At 59.4% G+C, this 19,101-nt stretch carries 18 protein-coding genes; 10 read left to right on the top strand and 8 right to left on the bottom strand.

Going from position 1 to position 19,101, the window contains the following annotated elements:
• Nucleotides 1–16 precede the first annotated feature (16 nt).
• The 3 genes from JFT86_RS20690 to JFT86_RS20680 all read right to left on the bottom strand — a co-directional run bounded on the left by JFT86_RS20690 (nucleotide 17) and on the right by JFT86_RS20680 (nucleotide 3,311).
• A complete protein-coding gene (locus JFT86_RS20690) occupies nucleotides 17–1,201 on the bottom strand; it encodes a DUF2252 family protein (protein ID WP_201238123.1) in 1,185 nt (394 codons plus the stop codon).
• Nucleotides 1,202–1,263: 62 nt separating this feature from the next.
• Nucleotides 1,264–2,592, bottom strand: a complete 1,329-nt coding sequence (locus tag JFT86_RS20685; RefSeq protein ID WP_201238122.1) for an ATP-binding protein — start codon at nucleotides 2,590–2,592, stop codon at nucleotides 1,264–1,266.
• Complete coding sequence (locus JFT86_RS20680; protein WP_201238121.1) at nucleotides 2,589–3,311, bottom strand: response regulator; 723 nt, start codon at nucleotides 3,309–3,311, stop codon at nucleotides 2,589–2,591. The genes JFT86_RS20685 and JFT86_RS20680 overlap by 4 nt, the downstream gene beginning before the upstream one ends.
• Nucleotides 3,312–3,462: 151 nt before the next feature.
• Here JFT86_RS20680 and JFT86_RS20675 point away from each other — a divergent pair, with 151 nt between their 5' ends.
• The 6 genes from JFT86_RS20675 (at nucleotide 3,463) to proP (ending at nucleotide 8,677) form a co-directional block, all read left to right on the top strand.
• Entirely contained in the window at nucleotides 3,463–3,777 is a 315-nt protein-coding gene (locus tag JFT86_RS20675; RefSeq protein WP_201238630.1) for a hypothetical protein, read from the top strand.
• A complete protein-coding gene (locus tag JFT86_RS20670) occupies nucleotides 3,777–4,436 on the top strand; it encodes a DUF3313 domain-containing protein (RefSeq protein WP_201238120.1) in 660 nt (219 codons plus the stop codon). The genes JFT86_RS20675 and JFT86_RS20670 overlap by 1 nt, the downstream gene beginning before the upstream one ends.
• Before the next feature lie 63 nt (nucleotides 4,437–4,499).
• A complete protein-coding gene (locus tag JFT86_RS20665; RefSeq protein WP_201238119.1) occupies nucleotides 4,500–5,060 on the top strand; it encodes a hypothetical protein in 561 nt (186 codons plus the stop codon).
• A gap of 420 nt (nucleotides 5,061–5,480) precedes the next feature.
• Complete coding sequence (locus JFT86_RS20660; protein ID WP_201238118.1) at nucleotides 5,481–5,840, top strand: hypothetical protein; 360 nt, start codon at nucleotides 5,481–5,483, stop codon at nucleotides 5,838–5,840.
• A gap of 611 nt (nucleotides 5,841–6,451) precedes the next feature.
• Entirely contained in the window at nucleotides 6,452–6,811 is a 360-nt protein-coding gene (locus JFT86_RS20655; protein ID WP_201238118.1) for a hypothetical protein, read from the top strand.
• 360 nt (nucleotides 6,812–7,171) lie between these two features.
• Nucleotides 7,172–8,677: a glycine betaine/L-proline transporter ProP gene (gene proP / locus JFT86_RS20650; RefSeq protein ID WP_201238117.1), complete on the top strand. Its 1,506-nt coding sequence runs from the start codon at nucleotides 7,172–7,174 to the stop codon at nucleotides 8,675–8,677.
• 110 nt (nucleotides 8,678–8,787) lie between these two features.
• On the opposite strand, the gene JFT86_RS20645 is transcribed toward proP, so the two are convergent.
• Nucleotides 8,788–9,396 carry an amino acid transporter gene (locus tag JFT86_RS20645; protein ID WP_201233356.1) on the bottom strand — a complete coding sequence of 203 codons (609 nt, stop codon included), beginning with the start codon at nucleotides 9,394–9,396 and terminating at the stop codon, nucleotides 8,788–8,790.
• A gap of 117 nt (nucleotides 9,397–9,513) precedes the next feature.
• Between JFT86_RS20645 and JFT86_RS20640 the strand changes: the two genes are divergently transcribed.
• Nucleotides 9,514–10,107 carry a hypothetical protein gene (locus tag JFT86_RS20640; RefSeq protein WP_201238116.1) on the top strand — a complete coding sequence of 198 codons (594 nt, stop codon included), beginning with the start codon at nucleotides 9,514–9,516 and terminating at the stop codon, nucleotides 10,105–10,107.
• A 126-nt stretch (nucleotides 10,108–10,233) separates the two neighbouring features.
• On the opposite strand, the gene JFT86_RS20635 is transcribed toward JFT86_RS20640, so the two are convergent.
• On the bottom strand, nucleotides 10,234–10,860 hold the full coding sequence (locus JFT86_RS20635; RefSeq protein WP_201238115.1) for a TetR/AcrR family transcriptional regulator: 627 nt from the start codon (nucleotides 10,858–10,860) through the stop codon (nucleotides 10,234–10,236).
• A 157-nt stretch (nucleotides 10,861–11,017) separates the two neighbouring features.
• Between JFT86_RS20635 and JFT86_RS20630 the strand changes: the two genes are divergently transcribed.
• The 3 genes from JFT86_RS20630 to JFT86_RS20620 all read left to right on the top strand — a co-directional run bounded on the left by JFT86_RS20630 (nucleotide 11,018) and on the right by JFT86_RS20620 (nucleotide 15,854).
• Nucleotides 11,018–12,400 carry an aspartate aminotransferase family protein gene (locus JFT86_RS20630; protein ID WP_201238114.1) on the top strand — a complete coding sequence of 461 codons (1,383 nt, stop codon included), beginning with the start codon at nucleotides 11,018–11,020 and terminating at the stop codon, nucleotides 12,398–12,400.
• Nucleotides 12,401–12,672: 272 nt separating this feature from the next.
• Nucleotides 12,673–14,376, top strand: coding sequence for an amidase (locus tag JFT86_RS20625; RefSeq protein WP_201238113.1), 1,704 nt, complete (start codon nucleotides 12,673–12,675; stop codon nucleotides 14,374–14,376).
• Nucleotides 14,377–14,558: 182 nt separating this feature from the next.
• Nucleotides 14,559–15,854 (top strand): OprD family porin, encoded by a 1,296-nt coding sequence (locus tag JFT86_RS20620; RefSeq protein WP_201234010.1) that lies wholly within the window; start codon nucleotides 14,559–14,561, stop codon nucleotides 15,852–15,854.
• 14 nt (nucleotides 15,855–15,868) lie between these two features.
• On the opposite strand, the gene JFT86_RS20615 is transcribed toward JFT86_RS20620, so the two are convergent.
• The 3 genes from JFT86_RS20615 to JFT86_RS20605 all read right to left on the bottom strand — a co-directional run bounded on the left by JFT86_RS20615 (nucleotide 15,869) and on the right by JFT86_RS20605 (nucleotide 18,920).
• Nucleotides 15,869–16,228 (bottom strand): hypothetical protein, encoded by a 360-nt coding sequence (locus JFT86_RS20615; protein WP_242489502.1) that lies wholly within the window; start codon nucleotides 16,226–16,228, stop codon nucleotides 15,869–15,871.
• A gap of 225 nt (nucleotides 16,229–16,453) precedes the next feature.
• The gene (locus JFT86_RS20610) at nucleotides 16,454–16,828 is read right to left on the bottom strand and encodes a hypothetical protein (protein ID WP_201238112.1); all 375 of its coding nucleotides are present in this window, start codon (nucleotides 16,826–16,828) and stop codon (nucleotides 16,454–16,456) included.
• Between the two features lie 238 nt (nucleotides 16,829–17,066).
• Complete coding sequence (locus JFT86_RS20605; protein ID WP_201238111.1) at nucleotides 17,067–18,920, bottom strand: polyurethanase; 1,854 nt, start codon at nucleotides 18,918–18,920, stop codon at nucleotides 17,067–17,069.
• Between the last annotated feature and the right edge of the window lie 181 nt (nucleotides 18,921–19,101).

Below are 19,101 nucleotides of genomic sequence, written 5' to 3'. Positions count from 1 at the left end.
CGCTGTCGACGTTTCATCAATGCGCCAACGCATACCGACGACAATGCTCCAGATACCCGCGCTCATGATTACCAACCAACTGCACCACACTCGTCCAAAGCCACGACGGCGCATCGAGGGTTTTCGAACGGCAGGCTTGCAGCTCTTTGATCCACGACGCTCTTGTAGTCAAATCCATCTGCCGCGCATGGGCCAACCCTACAACCCGCGCCAGATATCCGGCAGCAAGCATGGCATCGCGCTGGCTCAACTGATCCAGTTCAAGTTTCATGTCCTGCGGCAGCAATTCGCGAATAAAGAATCCGTGATCGAGCATGCGCGTCGCAATCATCCGGTTGCCCAGCCCCGGTGACAGGAAACGCGCCCCTTCGACCACGCGCTTGCCATTGTCCCGGGGCATCGACACCTTGGCGGCGCGCGGTGCAGCTGCACCGACGGCCTCTTTGACATCCAGCAGGCAATATTCCTGATCGTCGCCCTCGCCCACGCCCAACAACACCGCATAGCGCTGCAAGCCCAGCGAGCTGCAACCTTTGACCCAATACGCCGAGTCGAGCATTTTTACCCGATCGTCCTTTGACCGGCCCTTCAGCGAAGTCACCAGCGTGTGGATTTCCGCTGTGGCACACAGCGCCTTCAGCGCCGCACGTTCTGGCCGGGACAGCGTCCAGAATTGCTTGCCCAGCGGAATGGTCGGTTTGCTGTTCTCGATGCGCTCTTCAGCCAGGTGTTTCCAGGTGCGCTGCACCGCGCTGCGCATCCCCGCTTTGACCTGAGCCGGACGCGGAGGCTCTTCATCCAGATCACCTTCAAAGGCTTGCTCGTAGCCGCGCATCATCTCTTCGAGCATTCGCGCCGTGGCCACGCCGGGCAGGTCCGAGCCCCGGGCGGCGGTGGCCAGCGACAGCGCCAGGCGCACCAGATCATGCGCCGGGTTGCCGATGACGGTTTGATCAAGGTCGCGGATATGAATGTCGATCTTGCCTTTCAGGTCCCCGGTCGGCCCCAGATTGCCGGCATGACAGTCGCCGCAGATCCACACCGGCGGGCCTTTCGGCAGGCTGCGCCCGGGCTGGCTGTGCAGCCACTCATAAAACTGCACAGTGCTGCCGCGTACATAAGCGTGCGCAGACCGGGCCATTTTCAGATTGCGCAGTTGTGACAGCGGTTCAAGACGTGCGGATGGCCGTGGGGTTTTCATGGACGCTTCTTATCGGGAATGTGAGCTGTTGACCGCCCGCCGCGCACAAATGTTTCAAAGTATTACAGCGGCAACTCAACCCGAGCTACCAACCCGCCACCGCTGCGATTACTCAGCGTCAGCTCACCGCCCTGCTCGCGCACGATCGCCCGCGCCGCCGAGAGCCCGAGGCCGACGCCGCCGGTGTGGCGGTTGCGTGAGGCTTCGAGGCGAAAGAACGGATCGAAGACCCGTTGCAGCGATTCTTCCGGTATGCCCGGCCCCTCGTCGCTGACGTCGATGCGGATCGAACGTTCGTCACTGCTCAACTCGATACGTGGGTGCTGAGCATACTTCTCGGCGTTTTCCAGCAGGTTGACGATCACCCGTTTGATGCCCAGTGGCCGGCCTTCGTAGACCAGGTGCGCCGGGCCGTCGTAGTCGATGGCGATGTGCTGATCGCGGTAGTCATCAACGATGGTGTGCAACAGTTCCGAGAGGTCGAACGCTGTGGTGTGTTCGGGCTGAGTGTCTTCACGAAAGAACGCCAGCGCGGCGTTGATCATCGACTGCATCTCTTCAATGTCGCGAATCTGTTTGCCTTGGTATTCAAGATCCTCGATGAACTCGCTGCGCAGACGCATGCGGGTCAGCGGCGCGCGCAAGTCATGGGAAATCGACGCCAGCATGTGTGTGCGCTCGCCAATGAAATGCTGAATCTGTGCCTGCATGGTGTTGAAGGCGATGATCACCTGGCGGATCTCTTCAGGGCCTTCGATGTTGATGGGTGGCGCGCGCAGATCGCTGCCGAAACGTCGGGCGGCGTTGGCGAAACGTTGCAGGGGGTTGGCCAGTTGGCGGGTGGCGATCCAGGCGACCAGCAGTGTGGCGATCAAACCCAGGGCGATGATCACGGCGATCCGCGTACCGACATCCACGCCCCAGGAACGCTCCGGCGGTGAAAACGACAACCAACTGCCATCGACCAATTGCACCAACGCGGCATAGCGTGCGCCGGGATTATTTTTGGGCCAGTCATCAGGATTGAACACCTGGATGTTTCGGTCATCGCCCAGCAGCTGATGCAGCACGGGCACCCTGCCCGCTTTGACCGGCTCGCCGCCGATGGGTAACTCCAACCCGGTGCGTTGCGCACTCCACTGCACTTGCAGAAGCGGACTGGTCGCCGCCACTGCGAGTTGCGGGCGCAAACCGGCCGGTGCCGCTTCGATCACTTTGGTGGTAGCGGCAATCTGCTCGAGCAGGCCCGTGCGTTCAATCGGCGGTTTGGCCCAAATACCGGCGACCTGCACAAACAAAGCATTGAGCACCAGCGAAGTCAGCATCGCTGCCAAAATCGTCAGGGCAATCCGTCGACTCAAAGTGTCGCGGCGCAGGATCGAGAGTTTCATGAGCGGCTGACCTTGGCGGTGAACATATACCCGCCGTTGCGCACGGTGCGGATCAGATCCGGGCGTTTGCAGTCCGGTTCGATCTTGCGGCGCAGGCGGCTGACCTGCACATCAATGCTGCGGTCGAAAGCGTCGTGGCCCTGACCGTGGGTGAGATCGATCAACTGCTCGCGAGTGAGGATGCGTTGCGGATGATCAAGAAACACCACCAGCAGATCGAACTCGCCCCCGGACAGCGGAATCATCACGTTTTCCGGTGAGCGCAACTCGCGGCAGGTGATATCCAGATGCCAACCGGCGAAGCCGATCACCGGTCGCGACGGTTCAACCGGACTCCGCTGTTCGCCGGCCCGCCGTTGCAAGGCGCGCACGCGGGCCAGTAACTCTTGTGGTGCGAACGGTTTGGTCAGGTAGTCATCGGCGCCGAGCTCCAGACCGACAATCCGGTCACTCAACTCGGCCATGGCCGTCAGCATGATGATCGGAATGCCCATCTGCGCCCGCACTTTCTGGCACAGGCTCAGCCCGCCTTCACCGGGCAGCATCAGGTCAAGAATGATCGTGTCCGGGCGCTGCTGCGCGATTGCCGCCCACATCGCCTCGCCATGTTCGGCCACGTCGACGTCATAGGCGTGCTGGACGAAGAACTTCTTCAGCAGCGAGAGGATTTCCACGTCATCGTCGACGATCAGCAGTCTGCTCACAGGTACAGGATCCATGGACCAAAAAAGAGGCTATCTAAAGCCATTTTGCCGTCCGGGTCATTTATTTCAATCGAGCAACATTCCTGCATGACCGACATCAAGCGGACATCCTCCGGCAAAAACCCTCCGGCACTCTGCACACATTCCAATACAGGGGGTTTGCATGATGAACGTATTGAACAACAGCCATTGCACCGAGGGACACCACAGCAATCGTCCGTTGATCCTGAGCCAGCGTACCGCCGCACTCGGCCCCGACACGCCGATTGTGTTCCAGGAATCATGCCTGGGCGTGTCCAGCGATCAGAGCCGGATCGTCCTGCGTCGTTACTTCGAGCAATTCAGCCCGACCAATGCGCACTGGGTGGAGTACGTCCACAGCATCGCCGCCGCCGACCTCATCGAATGGATCATGCGCCACGGCCAGTTGCACATCGAGTGCTCGGACCACTCCACGCCCAAGCAACAGGAAGCGCGTTGATGAGAAGCCACTGCCTGATGTCGTTGCTCTGTACCGCGTCCCTTAGTCTGTCCGGGTGCAGCAGCAATAACGCTGAACAGACGGGGTTTCTGCATGATTACAGCGTTCTGAAGGCGCACAAATCACCGTCGGGTCACGATGTAATGAGTTGGGTCAGCCCGGCATTGGCCAGGGGCCGCTACACCAAAGCCTATCTGGCGCCGAGCCGGTTTTACCCCAGTGTCGAGCCGACCGGGCGGATTCCACTGAGCACGCTGTCCGGTGTCACCGAGTATTACGACGCGGCCCTGAGAAACGAACTGGGCAAAGTGCTGCAACTGGTCTCCATGCCCGGCCCGAATACGCTGATCGTCAGGCCCGCCATTACGCGGGTCGCCGCCAGCACTCAAGGCTTGCGCTTTTATGAATGGTTGCCGGTCACGTTAGTGGCTGCCGGGGTCAGTACCGCTGTCGGCATTCGCGATCAGGACAGTGAAATCGCCACGGAAGTGTCGTTCGAGGACGGTTCGACCGGCGAAGTGGTTGCAGAGGTCGTACGCAAAGGCACCGGCGTGCCGCTGGAAAACGACAAACAGGTGCTGACGGCTGATGACGTCAAAGTTGTGCTGGATGGCTGGGCCAGTGATCTGGGGCAGTCGTATGTAGCGATCCGTCGATAGTCCGGCCGTTTTCTCGTCTAACGTGAAATGCAGGTATTGGCAGCACACGGGACACGGCCAGTGATGAGCAACTTCTCCATCGTAGCGACAGTTCTCTCGATGATTCTGGGGCTGTCGGTCACTCGGCTGCTACTCGGCGCGTTGACGGTGTTCCGCATCCGCCGGGCAGCGGCGCCGGATTGGGTGGCGCTGGTCTGGGCTGTAACGCTGTTCGCCACGCAACTGGACTTCTGGTGGGCGGTCAATTCGCTGCCGCAGATCAAGTCGACATTTTCCTTCGCGGAGTTTTTGTTGCTGGTGCTGTTGGCGCTGTCGCTGTTCGTCTCTTCGGCGCTGTTGCTGCCGAGTCGAAGCGAAGATGAACAGAACGGCTTGCGGGTCTATTTCGAACAGGACGGCCGCTACGCCCTGCTCTCGTTGTCGACTTATCTGTTTCTCGGCCTGATCGTTAACGTGTTCCTGTTTCAAGCCTCGCCGATTGCGCTGTGGGGTGTGCTGGATGTGTTGATGATCATTCTTCCGCTGTGTGCCTTCGCGGCGAAATCACGCAAGGCTTACACAGCGATTACCCTGATTTATCTGCCGATCAATGCGTTGGACATCGTTGTTTCGTTGACGAATTAGGCAATGTGTCGGAAAAAAGATCAAAAGATCGCAGCCTTCGGCAGCTCCTACACCGGCTTATGTAGGAGCTGCCGAAGGCTGCGATCTTTTGATCTAAACAGACACGTTAAAAGACACCTTCAGACACGGGTTCAAGGCTACGCATCCTTGCGTAATTGCCTACAGCTACGCCAGAATCCGCCGGCTTGTGCGCCTTGGAGGCGGGTTCTATTGTGGTGCGGTCGCTGAGATTTCAGTGATCGGGTTTAGCAGCCCGGGTTATCTTCTAGACGCACAAGGTCCGTTGTCGTTATGGCGGCTTTGCGTGGGGCACTTCGGTGCGCCGGGTTCTAGAGTCCTGGTCTGCTAACCCGCGTACAGCCGCCACCTCCTCCGTTAGCAGCGAACGGTGGCAGCTTCATTACTCTAGAGGCTTTTGCCATGATCAAACCAACACCTAATCCGCCCGAAACCGACCCGACCTCTCCCTACGAATCTCTCGAATCGAAAAAGCTCAACGAAGCCGCCGACCGCGCGCTCGATCATTACCTCTGCCCGCCCGGCTCAACGCCACCTCCACGTAGAATCCGCAGAATGTACGCCGTTACCGCCGACTTCAAAAACGAGGAGATGCTGGTCGATGCGTGCGAAACACTCGCTTCGGCAAGAACCATCACCAATGACTTCGCCAACCTCCTACCCGCGTCGCAGCGCCGAACGTTGCAGGGCATTTCGCAATTGATCATGCTCGGTGAGTTGGCGGTGAATCGGGTGCTGAATAATCTGGAGTTGCCGGACTGAGGCCGGGACTGTGAACACTTGCTCATTTATTCAGTAACCATCTGGCCCCTTCGCGAGCAGGCTCGCTCCCACAGTTGATCGCGTTCCAATGTGGGAGCGAGCCTGCTCGCGAAGACTGGCGAGTAAGCAACGCAATTCCATCAGGCAGAAGAAGCCCGCAATCCTGCTCAATCGGGATGGCGGGTTTTGTCGTTTTTGCCAGGCAAGATCAAAAGATCGCAGCCTTCGGCAGCTCCTACATAGACCGGTGTAGGAGCTGCCGAAGGCTGCGATCTTTTGATCTAAACAGACATGTTTAAAGGACACCTTCAGATACGCGTTTATGGCTACACATCCTTGCGTAATTGCCTACAGCTACGCCAGAATCCGCCGGCTTGTGCGCCTTGGAGGCGGGTTCTATTGTGGTGCGGTCGCTGAGGTTTCAGTGATCGGGTTTAGCAGCTCGGCAATTCTCAAGGCACGCGAGTTCCGCCATTACGTTATGGCGGCTTTGCGTGGGGCACTTCGGTGCGCCGGGATCCTTGAGCCTGGTCTGCTAACCCGCGTACAGCCGCCACCTCTTCGTTTAGCAGCGATCGTTGACGGCTCCGTTTTTCTCAAGGAGTTTCACCATGATCAAACCAACACCTAATCCGCCCGAAACTGACCCCACTTCGCCCTACGAATCCCTCGAATCGAAAAAGCTCAACGAAGCCGCCGACCGAGCCCTCGATCACTACCTCTGCCCACCCGGCTCAACGCCACCTCCGCGTAGAATCCGCAGAATGTACGCCGTCACCGCGGACTTCAAAAACGAGGAGATGCTGGTCGATGCGTGCGAAACACTCGCTTCGGCAAGAACCATCACCAATGATTTCGCCAACCTCCTACCCGCGTCGCAGCGCCGAACGCTGCAGGGGATTTCGCAATTGATCATGCTCGGGGAACTGGCGGTGAATCGGGTGCTGAATAATCTGGAGTTGCCGGACTGAGGCCGGGACTGTGAACACTTGCTCAGTTATTCAGTAACCATCTGGCCCCTTCGCGAGCAGGCTCGCTCCTACAGTTGATCGCGTTCCAATGTGGGAGCGAGCCTGCTCGCGAAGACTGGCGAGTAAGCAACGCAATTCCATCAGGCAGAAGAAGCCCGCAATCCCGTTCAATCCGGATGGCGGGTTTTGTCGTTTTCGCCAGGCAAGATCAACAGATCGCAGCCTTCGGCAGCGCCTACAGGGAAAAAAAGCAGCGAGTAGTGAATTATTTCGTGTCCGCATGTATCTGACCCAAAGAGCACGCGCCATCAAATGGATGGCATCGAAGCGGCAAATGGATCAGCAACAGAGAAAAACCGGATGAAATCACGTAAAAACAGCGTCAAACCGATCGGCCTGAAAGACATCACCATCGTTGACGACGCCAAGATGCGCAAAGCCATCACGGCGGCGGCCCTCGGCAACGCCATGGAATGGTTCGACTTCGGGGTCTACGGCTTTGTTGCCTATGTTCTCGGCAAGGTGTTTTTTCCCGGTGCCGATCCGGGCACGCAAATGATCGCCGCACTGGCGACGTTTTCCGTGCCATTCCTGATTCGTCCTTTGGGCGGCCTGTTCTTCGGCGCACTGGGTGACAAGTACGGGCGGCAAAAAGTCCTCGCCGCGACCATCGTGATCATGTCGCTCAGCACGTTTGCCATCGGCCTGATTCCGTCCTACGCCTCGATCGGCATCTGGGCACCGATCCTGCTGTTGCTGGCAAAAATGGCCCAAGGCTTCTCGGTTGGCGGCGAATACACCGGCGCCTCGATCTTCGTTGCTGAATATGCGCCGGATCGCAAACGTGGGTTCCTCGGCAGTTGGCTGGACTTCGGCTCGATTGCTGGTTTTGTGCTGGGTGCCGGTGTTGTGGTGTTGATTTCCACGACGCTAGGCGAAGCCAAATTCGAGGAATGGGGCTGGCGTCTGCCGTTCTTCCTCGCGTTGCCGCTGGGCATGATCGGCCTGTACTTGCGCCATGCGCTCGAAGAAACGCCAGCGTTTCAACAGCATGTCGAGAAGCTGGAACAAGGCGACCGCGAAGGCCTGGCCGGCGGCCCGAAAGTCTCGTTCAAGGAAGTCGCAACCAAACACTGGCGCAGCCTGATGACCTGCATCGGCGTGGTCGCCGTGACCAACGTCACCTATTACATGCTGCTCACCTACATGCCGAGTTACCTCTCGCACAACCTGCACTACAGCGAAAACCGTGGTGTGCTGATCATCATCGCGATCATGGTCGGCATGTTGTTCGTGCAGCCGGCGATAGGTTTCATCAGCGACAAGATCGGCCGCAAGCCGTTCATCGTGGTCGGCAGCATCGGTCTGTTCATTCTGGCGATTCCGGCGTTCATGCTGATCAATAGCGGCAAGATCGGCCTGATCTTCGCCGGTCTGTTGATGCTGGCGGTGCTGTTGAACTTTTTCATCGGCGTGATGGCTTCGACGCTGCCGGCGATGTTTCCCACGCACATTCGCTACAGCGCATTGGCGGCAGCGTTCAACGTATCGGTGCTGATTGCAGGCCTGACCCCGACTGTCGTGGCCTGGCTGGTGGAGAGCACCAACGACCTGTACATGCCGGCGTATTACCTGATGGTGATTGCAGTGGTCGGCCTGGCCACCGGCGTGACCATGAAAGAAACCGCGAACAAACCTTTGCGTGGCGCAGCCCCGGCGGCTTCTGACCTTGAGGAAGCCAAAGAGCTGCTGCAAGAACACCACGACAACATCGAACAGAAGATCGAAGACATCGACGCCGAAATCGCTGAGCTGGAAGCCAAACGCAAAAACCTGGTGCAGCAACACCCGCGGATCAACGAGTAAACAATTCACCACCTTGTGGCGAGGGAGCTTGCTCCCGCTGGAGTGCGCAGCAGTCCTGCTTTTTAGGGGCCGCTACGCGTCCAGCGGGAGCAAGCTCCCTCGCCACACAGTCATTCGGCGTTTTCTAGCCTGTTTGTCCATTCATGGTCCGGGTGCAGTTGCGCCAGATGTCGAGCCAACCAATGCCGATCTTCGCAAGGCAGATTCGGCAAGGCGAGACTGAAATCCGCTTGATCCTTGGGCCGGGTATGTTTGGCCTTGAACAGCAGAATGGCCGCAGGTTTCAGATACGGAATACCTGTGGCACTCAGGACGACCATTTCCGCACGCGGGTAAACCAGCGACGTGTCTCTTTTGTAAACCCAGATGTCCGACGTGCCGGACTCCAGCATCACGTCCACACGCCAGACATTGGCAACGACATCGAAACCCCAGACCTGAAATATCTCCTCGCCGGGCATCCGCTCTGCCGACAGAAACTCAAACGTGCCGTCTCTGACGGTGTAGAACTGCAAGGGCGACAGCGCTTGTCTGAACAGCAGGAAATCATCACGCAGGACGGTGAACTCCAGATCACCGTGATCGCGAGTCTGTCTGCCCAGCCACAGATCCAGCGCCCATCCGCCCACCACGCTCCAGGGGCGTGAAATTTGTTTCAGGCGTTGCGCCAATTCATCGGGCGTCCACGGTTGCCATGCTTGCTGATCCGGTACTTTCATGTGCTCTGCTCCTTGTTAAGCGCATCCGGCCGCCATGGTGCCATGAGTTTCATCGCGCACCTGCCCCGGGATTTTTATCAGCTAGCCTTGATTGCTGATCGTCATCAAGGAGCTGTCATGTTCAAGTTCATCAAAACCACCGTGATCGGTGGACTGCTGTTTATTCTGCCGTTGGTGCTGATCTTCATCCTGATCGAGAAAGCCATTCATCTGCTGCGCGGGCCGATGCAAAAGCTGCTGCCGATGTTCGAGGGTCATGATGTGGCGGGTGTGACAGTGGTGACGTTGGCCACGTTGGCTGGCTTGATCGTCCTGTGTTTTCTTGCCGGCCTGCTGGCCAAGACTTCGGCGGCGGCCCGGGCGATTGAGGCGACCGAGGACAAAGTGCTGAGCAATCTGCCGGGTTATCAGTTGCTCAAGGACACCACGGCGCGGTTTGCCGGCATGGAGCACGCCGAGGGGACGAAGGTCGGCATGATCGCCGAAGAACAAGGCTGGCGCCTGTGTCTGGTAGTGGAAAGTGTCGGCGACTGGATGACGGTTTACATGCCTGACGGTGGAACGGCCGGCGGCACCGCCGGGGAAGTTCGCTTGCTGCGCGCCTGCGAAGTGATCATGACCGACCTGTCATGGCTGAGCCTGGCGGCAGGATTGCGTCGGGGCGGACGTGGTTTGCTGGAGCAGATGCAACCGTGGTTGCCGAAAACCTGATTTCTTGATGTTGAAAGACCCTGTGGCGAGGGAGCTTGCTCCCGCTGGGTCGCGAAGCGGCCCCTGTTTTTTAAAAGAAGGCCTGCTGCGCAGTCCAGCGGGAGCAAGCTCCCTCGCCACAGTTGATCACCGGTCGTTCGGCTTCTGCGCCAGGCTTAGAATTCCATGGCAGATCAGCCCGAGCACGCTGCGCATATGCCGGGCATGCGCTTCTCGATCTGGCGCCACTTCCGTCGCCAGACGGATGAACGCCATGTTCGCGTACTGATTGAACAACGTCGCCGCAACGTCGATATCGACGGACTCGCGCACCTTGCCCTGCGCCTGAAAATGCGTCAGCAACGCCTTGGTTTCCTCAATGACCGCCGCATTCCACGGGCTCATCGCCTGCGCCAGTTCCCCCGTGAGCAGAAACGGCGCCAGTTCACGCCACAACGAGGCCGGCATGGCTTGCAGTTGATAGTCGGTCATCAGGCCTTCGAACTCACACAGCGCCTCAAGGGGATCGCTGTCATCGTCGAGGTTTGCCCGCGCCTCGCGCATGGCCTGCTCGTCCGGTTGCTTGAGCAGTGCCAGCAAAATCTCCTGTTTGCCGCCGAAGTAGTTGGTCACCGTTGGCGCGGAAACCGCGGCTGCATTGGCGATCTGTTCAAGCGTGGTCGCACCGAAGCCGTTGCTGATAAACAGCTCAAGTGCTGCCTGCGCGATGACTTCCCTGCGCTGTTCCTTTTGCCGCTCTCTGAGTCCGCTCATGTCGTGCCTGCTGTGCCTTGCCAATGCCGGTCAGCCTACGGATATCTTTTTCCATCGACAAATATTTTCTTTACAAAAATATTTTTAGGTGACAAATATTAGCTGTGCACCGCTGGAATGAACGCACTCACTTGCCCAATTCTTTTGGAGATCAGTCATGTCCGCCGAACTCGATCCGACCCGCAGCACCCGTGATTTTCAAGCCGCCGATGGCGCTCACCACATTCACGCGTTTGTCGATCAGAAGGCCCTCAACGAAGAAGGTCCACGGGTGATGGTCAGCGGTGATCGCCTGGCGTTGTGGGACAACGACGGCAATCGGTATCTCGACGGCATGTCCGGCCTGTGGTGCACCAACCTCGGCTACGGGCGCAAGGATCTGGCCGCCGCCGCGACCGCGCAACTGGAGCAATTGCCCTACTACAACATGTTCTTCCACACCACTCACCCGGCCGTGATCGAACTGTCGGAGTTGCTGTTCAGCCTGCTGCCGAAGCACTACAGCCACGCGATCTACACCAATTCCGGCTCTGAGGCCAACGAAGTGCTGATCCGCACCGTGCGCAAGTTCTGGCAGGTAATGGGCAAACCCGAGAAGAAAATCATGATCGGCCGCTGGAATGGTTACCACGGCTCGACCCTCGCGGCGACGGCGCTGGGCGGCATGAAGTTCATGCACGAAATGGGCGGCACCATTCCCGATGTGGCGCACATTGACGAGCCTTACTGGTTTGCCCACGAAGGCGACCTCAGCCCGGAAGAGTTTGGTCTGAAAGCCGCTCGCCAACTGGAAGAGAAGATCCTCGAACTGGGTGCCGACAAGGTCGCCGCCTTCGTCGCCGAACCGTTCCAGGGCGCTGGCGGGATGATCATTCCGCCTGCCACTTACTGGCCGGAAATCCAGCGCATCTGCCGTCAGTACGATGTGCTGCTGTGCGCTGACGAAGTGATTGGCGGTTTTGGCCGCACCGGTGAATGGTTCGCCCACCAGACGTTCGGTTTCGAGCCCGACACGCTGTCGATCGCCAAAGGCCTGACCTCCGGTTACATCCCCATGGGCGGCTTGATCCTGTCGCGGCGCATGGCAGAGGCGCTGGTGGAAAAGGGTGGCGTTTTTGCTCACGGCCTCACTTACTCCGGGCACCCGGTCGCGGCGGCGGTGGCGATTGCCAACCTCAAGGCCTTGCGTGATGAAGGTGTGGTCACTCGGGTGAAATCCGACACTGGGCCTTATCTGCAAAACTGTCTGCGTGAAGTGTTCGGCAACCATCCGCTGGTGGGTGAGATTCAGGGGGTCGGGCTGGTGGCGGCGTTGCAGTTCGCTGAAGACAAGGCGACTCGCAAGCGTTTCGCCAACGAGAACGACATTGCCTGGCGCTGCCGCACGATCGGCTTTGAGGAGGGTTTGATCATTCGTTCGACGTTGGGCCGGATGATCATGGCCCCTGCCCTGATTGCCAACCGTGCGGAGCTTGATGAGCTGATCGACAAGACGCGAATTGCGGTGGATCGCACGGCCCGGGAGTACGGCGTGCTGTGATTGGCTGAAGGAATAGGGTGGCCGGACTACCGCTATCGCGAGCAGGCTCACTCCTACATTTGGAATGCGTTCCCCTGTAGGAGTGTGCCTGCTCGCGATGGGGCCAGTAGGGTAGAAAATCGGTGGGCGAACGATCCACCGATTACTCCGCGCCCGGCATGGTGTTAAATAGGCGCCAGTCTTAACCTTGTCGCTTAAAGCCGTGCCACGAGAACCGCTATGAACACCCATTCCAAAAAGAACGCCGCCCCACTGCAAACGGCGGTGACCGCATGATCGAAGTCACTGAAGTTTCCATTGCCCAACTGCGCGCCGCACTTGAATCCGGCCGGACCACCTCGGTGGAACTGGTGCAGGCCTATCTCGCCCGCATCGATGCCTACGACGGCGCCGACACGCCGACCGCACTGAACGCGGTGGTCGTACGCAATCCGCAAGCGCTGAACGAAGCGCAAGCCTCTGACGCACGCCGCGCCAAAGGCGAAACCTTGAGCCCGCTCGACGGCATCCCTTACACCGCCAAGGACAGTTATCTGGTCAAAGGTCTGACCGCGGCGTCCGGCAGCCCTGCCTTCGCCGATCTGGTTGCCTACCGCGATGCGTTCACCATCGAGCGCCTGCGGGCGGCCGGGGCGATCTGCCTGGGTAAAACCAACATGCCGCCGATGGCCAATGGCGGAATGCAGCGCGGGGTGTATGGCCGCGCTGAAAGCCCGTACAACGCCAACTACCTCACCGCGCCGTTCGCTTCCGGCTCGTCGAATGGCGCCGGCACCGCCACGGCGGCCAGTTTTGCCGCGTTCGGTCTGGCAGAAGAAACCTGGTCGAGCGGTCGCGGCCCGGCGTCGAACAATGGCCTGTGCGCCTACACCCCTTCGCGTGGGGTGATCTCGGTGCGCGGCAACTGGCCGCTGACGCCGACCATGGATGTGGTCGTGCCTTACGCACGCACCATGGCCGACCTGCTTGAAGTCCTCGACATTGTCGTGGCCGAAGATCCGGATACCCGTGGCGACCTCTGGCGCCTGCAACCGTGGGTGCCGATCCCGAGCGTCAGCTCCGTGCGCCCCGCCGCTTACGCTGAACTCGCGGCCGACCGCAGTGCACTGGCCGGCAAGCGCTTCGCCGTGCCGCGCATGTTCATCAACGCCGACCCTGAAGCGGGCACCAGCGAAGCGCCGGGCATCGGTGGCCCGACCGGCCAACGCATCAACACCCGCGCTTCGGTGATCGATTTGTGGAAGCAGGCGCGCGAGGCCCTCGAAGCGGCCGGCGCTGAGGTCATCGAGACTGACTTCCCGCTGGTGTCCAATTGCGAAGGCGATCGCCCCGGCGCGCCGACAGTGTTCACCCGAGGGCTGGTGTCGAAAGAGTTCCTCCACCATGAACTGTGGGATCTGACCGCTTGGGCGTTCGACGACTTCCTGCAAGCCAACGGCGATCCGAAGTTCAATCGTCTGGTCGATGTCGACGGGCCGAAGATCTTCCCGCACGAACCGGGCACCCTGCCCAACCGTGAGGGGGATCTGGTCGCCGGTATGGACGAATACGTGCGCATGGCCGAGCGCGGCATTACGCCGTGGAATGAAATCTCCACCGTGCCCGATGGCCTGCGTGGTCTGGAGCAGACCCGGCGCATCGATCTCGAAGACTGGATGGACAAGCTCGGCCTCGACGCCGTGCTTTTCCCGACCGTCGCCGACGTCGGCCCGGCGGACGCAGACGTGAATCCGCAGTCAGCCGATATCGCCTGGAGCAACGGCATCTGGGTCGCCAACGGCAACCTCGCCATCCGTCACCTCGGCGTGCCGACCGTCACCGTGCCCATGGGCGTGATGGCCGACATCGGCATGCCAGTCGGCCTGACCTTCGCCGGTCGCGCCTACGACGATTCGAGCCTGCTGCGCCTGGCCGCAGCGTTCGAATCGACGGGTAGCAAACGCCAGATCCCGCCACGCACCCCACCACTGCCGTAACGGCGATATCAATGTAGGAGCTGCGGCACGCTGCGATCTTTTGATCCAGATCTTTAAAATCATAAGATCGCAGCGTGCCGCAGCTCCTACACGGATTGGTGTTCGGCACAGCACATAACCTCAATCCCTTCGCACAGAATCCACTGATCATCAGCGTCAACTCATTATGTTGGCCACCGACGATGACCGAATTCGCGACTGCGCGTTTCACCCTGTTATTGCTGCTCTGCGGGCTAACCGAAACGGCCGTCGCCGACGGCTTTTTCGACGATGCCAAAACCCAAGTGCTCACTCGCAACTTCTACCTCAGCAACGATTACCGCTCACCCTCGCCCACCGGAAAAAACTACAAACAGGAATGGGCGCAAGGGTTTATCGGCACTTTCTCATCCGGATTCACCCCGGGAACTGTCGGGTTTGGTATTGATGCCCACGCCTTTGCCGGCTTGAAACTCGATGGTGGCAAAGGTCACTCCGGCACAGGCCTGTTGCCGGTCGACAGCGATGGCCGCAGCGCCAGCAACTATTCCAGTGCCGGCGGTGCCTTGAAACTGAAGGCCTCGCGCAGCACGTTGGCGTTTGGCGAAATGACCGTGGAAACCCCGGTGTTCGACACCAGCGACAAACGCCTGCAACCGGAGTACGCCACGGGTTTTCTGCTGACCAGTCGGGAAATCGACAACCTCACGCTTCAGGCCGGGCATTTCACGGCGTTCAAGAACCAGAACAGTTCTTCCGGCAAGGGTGATTTCTACGGTTACGGCGCCAACATCGAGGCGGGCGCCATCAGTTTCCTCGGCGCCGACCTGCTCGGCGACAGTCCGTTGGGCGGTGCCGTCTATGCCTCCGAGTTGACGGACACCTGGCATCAGTACTACGGCAACCTGCACTTCAAGCAGTCAGGCGTGTTGCTCGACGCCAACCTCTATCACACCCGCGATACCGGCCGGGCGCTGGCCGGTGCTATCGACAACACCGCGTTCAGTCTGTCGGGCAAGTACGCCTTCGGACCACACGCGGTGATGCTCGGCTGGCAGCGGATCGACGGCGACACGCCTTTCGATTTCGTCGGCGGCGACTCGATCTACCTCGCCAACTCGATCAAATACGCCGACTTCAACGGCGCCGGCGAACGTTCGTGGCAAGCGCGCTACGACCTCGACCTCGGCGCGTTGGGTATTCCCGGTCTGAACTTCATGACCCGCTACGTCAGCGGCGATCACATCGACGGCACCCACGCGCCCAAGGGCGGCGCCTACAACCCGTTCGATGCCGACAGCGGTGAGTTCCAGCCGCAGCAAGGCAATGGCGGCAAGCACTGGGAGCGCGACCTTGATTTGAAATACGTCGTCCAGTCGGGCGCAGCGAAGGATTTGTCGGTGCAGGTGTCGCATGTTTCGCATCGGGCGAACAGCGCTCAGGCGGGCGATGACATCGACCGGATCTATGTGGTGATTCAGTACCCGCTGGGGTTCTGATTGCAGCCAGCCTTTTACTTTGGCATCGACTGGATGATCTCGGTCAGATCGTCTTTGGTTATTTCGTTGGCCTTGATCGCCGCCGCGATATCGCTTCGGGATAAGGGAAAGCGCTTGAAGACATCTTTCAGCGTGTCGGCGTCGATGGTTTCCAGCCACAGCGGATCAATCAGGGTGCCGCGATATTTGGGCTCCATCGTTACGGTCTCGTGCTCGATCGGACCCTTGTGATTGAAGTACACCAGATAACGGGTAAAGCCTTCCGGGTAGCTCTGATCTTCGTAGAGCGTGGTGCCCAACGGCAGCACGTAGCTGTGCTCATCACCGTTACGCCCGCCGATGAGCATGGGCTCCGTGGTTCTGATCATTGGCATGCCACGCGTCACTGAAGCGTAAGTGACCACGTAGTAAAGCCAGGCCAATGCGCCTGCATTCGCAGCTATCAGCAACGTGGAGCAAAGCACGATCAGTCGAGTGGTCTTTCTCAAGGAGGGGCACCGCCAGTCCATTGTCAGGGTGAGCGGATATTACAGGGCTGAAGGCTGTTGCAGATCAAAAGATCACAGCCTTCGGCGGTTGCTGGAGTGGATTCGAGAGGGTTACTGGTCCAGGGTCATGCCCGGGATGCTGTTGTCGCAGCTCAGGTATTGACCGCCACGCCGGGCCAGTTCGCCCTGCAGGCGCTGGCAACGTTCCCGCTCCTGTTGCGCCATGCGGTCGATGCTCAGGTTGCCGGTGGCTTGCGGTTGTTTGCCGTCACCGAGGCGAATCGTCACGAACGGTTGTTCGGGCTGGATCTGAAAACGGCTTTTTTCTTCGACCGGTTCGATCACTGCGCTTTTGCTCGGGCTCGGCAATTGCTCGGTGGTGATTCCGTAGCGGCTCAGAATCGAACTTTGAGGCAGATCGGCACTGGCATTGGCCGATAACAGCACCAACCCTGCAACCCCGATAAACCTCTTGAAACCTTTCACGTTTGAATCTCCTGTACTCATGGGCGGCTAGCTTAAGAACGTGCGCACACGCGCAGGCTTTAGGCCGCATTTCCTGTTTGCACAGGGTTTGAGTCAGAGGATGGCCACCGAGTCACTTCGAATACCGATTTGTGGCGAGGGAGCTTGCTCCCGCTGGGATGCGTAGCGGCCACAAATATTTGTGAGCGCTGCGCACTCAAGCGGGAGCAAGCTCCCTCGCCACACGTTAGCGGTTGCTTCAGGCGATAACGATGCCGTCAGCACTCAGACTGTTAAGTGCCACGCCAACCAATGTCACCGAATCGCCGCCGAACTTCAGCACGGTATCCTGCCCGACCGCCGTGGCATGGGCGCGGAAGTCGTCGCCAGGCAACACGCCCTGTACACCAAGAAACACCAGTTTGTCGTTGGACGTGAAACCGACCACCCGATCCTGCCCGAACGCGCCGTTGAACAGGAACGTATCCGCCCCGCCCCCCGACTCCATCAGGTCATTACCGGCGCCACCGACAAATACGTCATTGCCCGCGCCGCCGATCAAGTGATCATTGCCATCGAGCCCGAACAACCAGTCACCGCTGGCATGCGCCTTCAGCGTATCAACGCCATTGCTGCCTTTGACGCTGGATTCGTAGGCGGTGACATTGTTGCCAACCTTCAAGCCTCCGGCCGTGACGCTGTGGGTCACATCGTCCTTGAACAGCCCCCAGAGGAAGCCCGGCTCCTTGGTGACAATGGCGCCGATGTCGCGGGTAATGCTGATCCCGCCGTTGGCATCGCGGATATACAGATTGCCGGCGCCGTCACTGGCAAAGTCGAAGGTGTTCACCGATTTCTGCAAGTCGAGGGTGTTGCTGCCTTGCCCGCCAAGAATGATGTTGTAACCGCCGCTGTCGCGGAAAGTGTCGTTGCCGGCGCGGCCCTCCAGGTAGTCGTTGCCACTGTCGCCCTGGATCAGGTCGTTGCCATCGCTGCCGATGATAAACGTGCTGCCCTTGTGGGTTTCGGCGTTGCGGTTGAGGTCCTGTACCCAGGTATTCGCACGCGCAGGGTCCGACAGGTTGGCGACGATAATCGTCGAGTCCTTGCTGGTCAGGTCGTAGAACTTCGACTCGATCACCCGGTTCATGCCGTCGCCATAGGCAGTGGGCAAATGCGAGATCCAGGTCGGAATGTTGAGGATCGAGTACGGCAGCAGATTCCACGCGGTCGATGCGTAGTGATCGTTGAAGCTGACGATGTTGTCGGTGGCCGATTCTTTCGGCGCGTCGTGTACGCCGATCGAGGCACCGGTGAAGGTCGAGCCATCGAGGGCGCGGAACACCGGGTCATTTTCGTAGCCGACGTTGAGCACCTTGTCGGTGCTGCTTTGGGTCGGTGAGGCGTAGGCGATGTAGTTGGAGTCCTTGAAGAACCCGCCCCACTTGCCGCCGCTCAAATCTGCCATGCTGTTGACCGCCAGTCCGCCGAGGCTGTGGCCGCTGACCAGCACGTCCTTGCCGGTGAGGCCGTTAGCCTTGGCAAACGCGACCACGTCATTGAGCAGATTGCCGAACGCTTCACCGACGTAGTTTTTCGCGTAATCCTTGGGCCCGAACGCCGCGAGCAAATCGTTGATGACATCGCCGATGGAATCGACGATCAGGTTCTCACGCGGGCCGCTGGTGCCGCGAAAGGCAACGCCGATTTCCGTGAGGTGGCCCTGGGCGTCGTACTTGCCGAGAATCTCGACCTGAGCCGTGGTGTAACCGGCCTTCTCGCCAAAGAAGGTTCCGCGTGCGTCGGTCTTGCCGTCATAGCCCAGTTGCGAGGCGGTGATCGGCGTCCAGCCGGCCTTTTTCACGGCGTCGAGCGCGAGTTTTTCCGAATCGGGGTTCCATGGAATGCCGGGGATGACGCCTTGGGAATCGGTCCCCCCCAGCAATGCCGTGACCAATGTCGCGGGCAAGCCAATACCGAAGCCATTGTGCTGATAACCGGCGGCAAAGCCGTTATCGAGGTTGTGGTAGGAATACAGCGTGATCGCCATGGCATCGCTGAACAGCGCCTTGGAATCGGCTGTAGTGAAGTTTTTGTAGTCATACACACCCATTGCTATTGCCTCTCTTTTGTTGGAATTGTCAGAGATAGCTCACAGCCAGGGCGCCCCACGGGGACGCCCCGGAGCATTTCAAAACTACTTGCTTTGCTTTTTAACTGTAGGAGTGAGCCTGCTCGCGATGAGGCTGTGTCAGGCAACATCGATGGAGACTGACTCACCGCTATCGCGAGCA

This window comes from Pseudomonas sp. TH06 (genome assembly GCF_016651305.1).
Taxonomy (GTDB): domain Bacteria; phylum Pseudomonadota; class Gammaproteobacteria; order Pseudomonadales; family Pseudomonadaceae; genus Aquipseudomonas.
The sequence above is the reverse complement of the archived record's forward strand: the minus strand, read 5'-3'. Positions and strand labels throughout refer to the sequence as shown.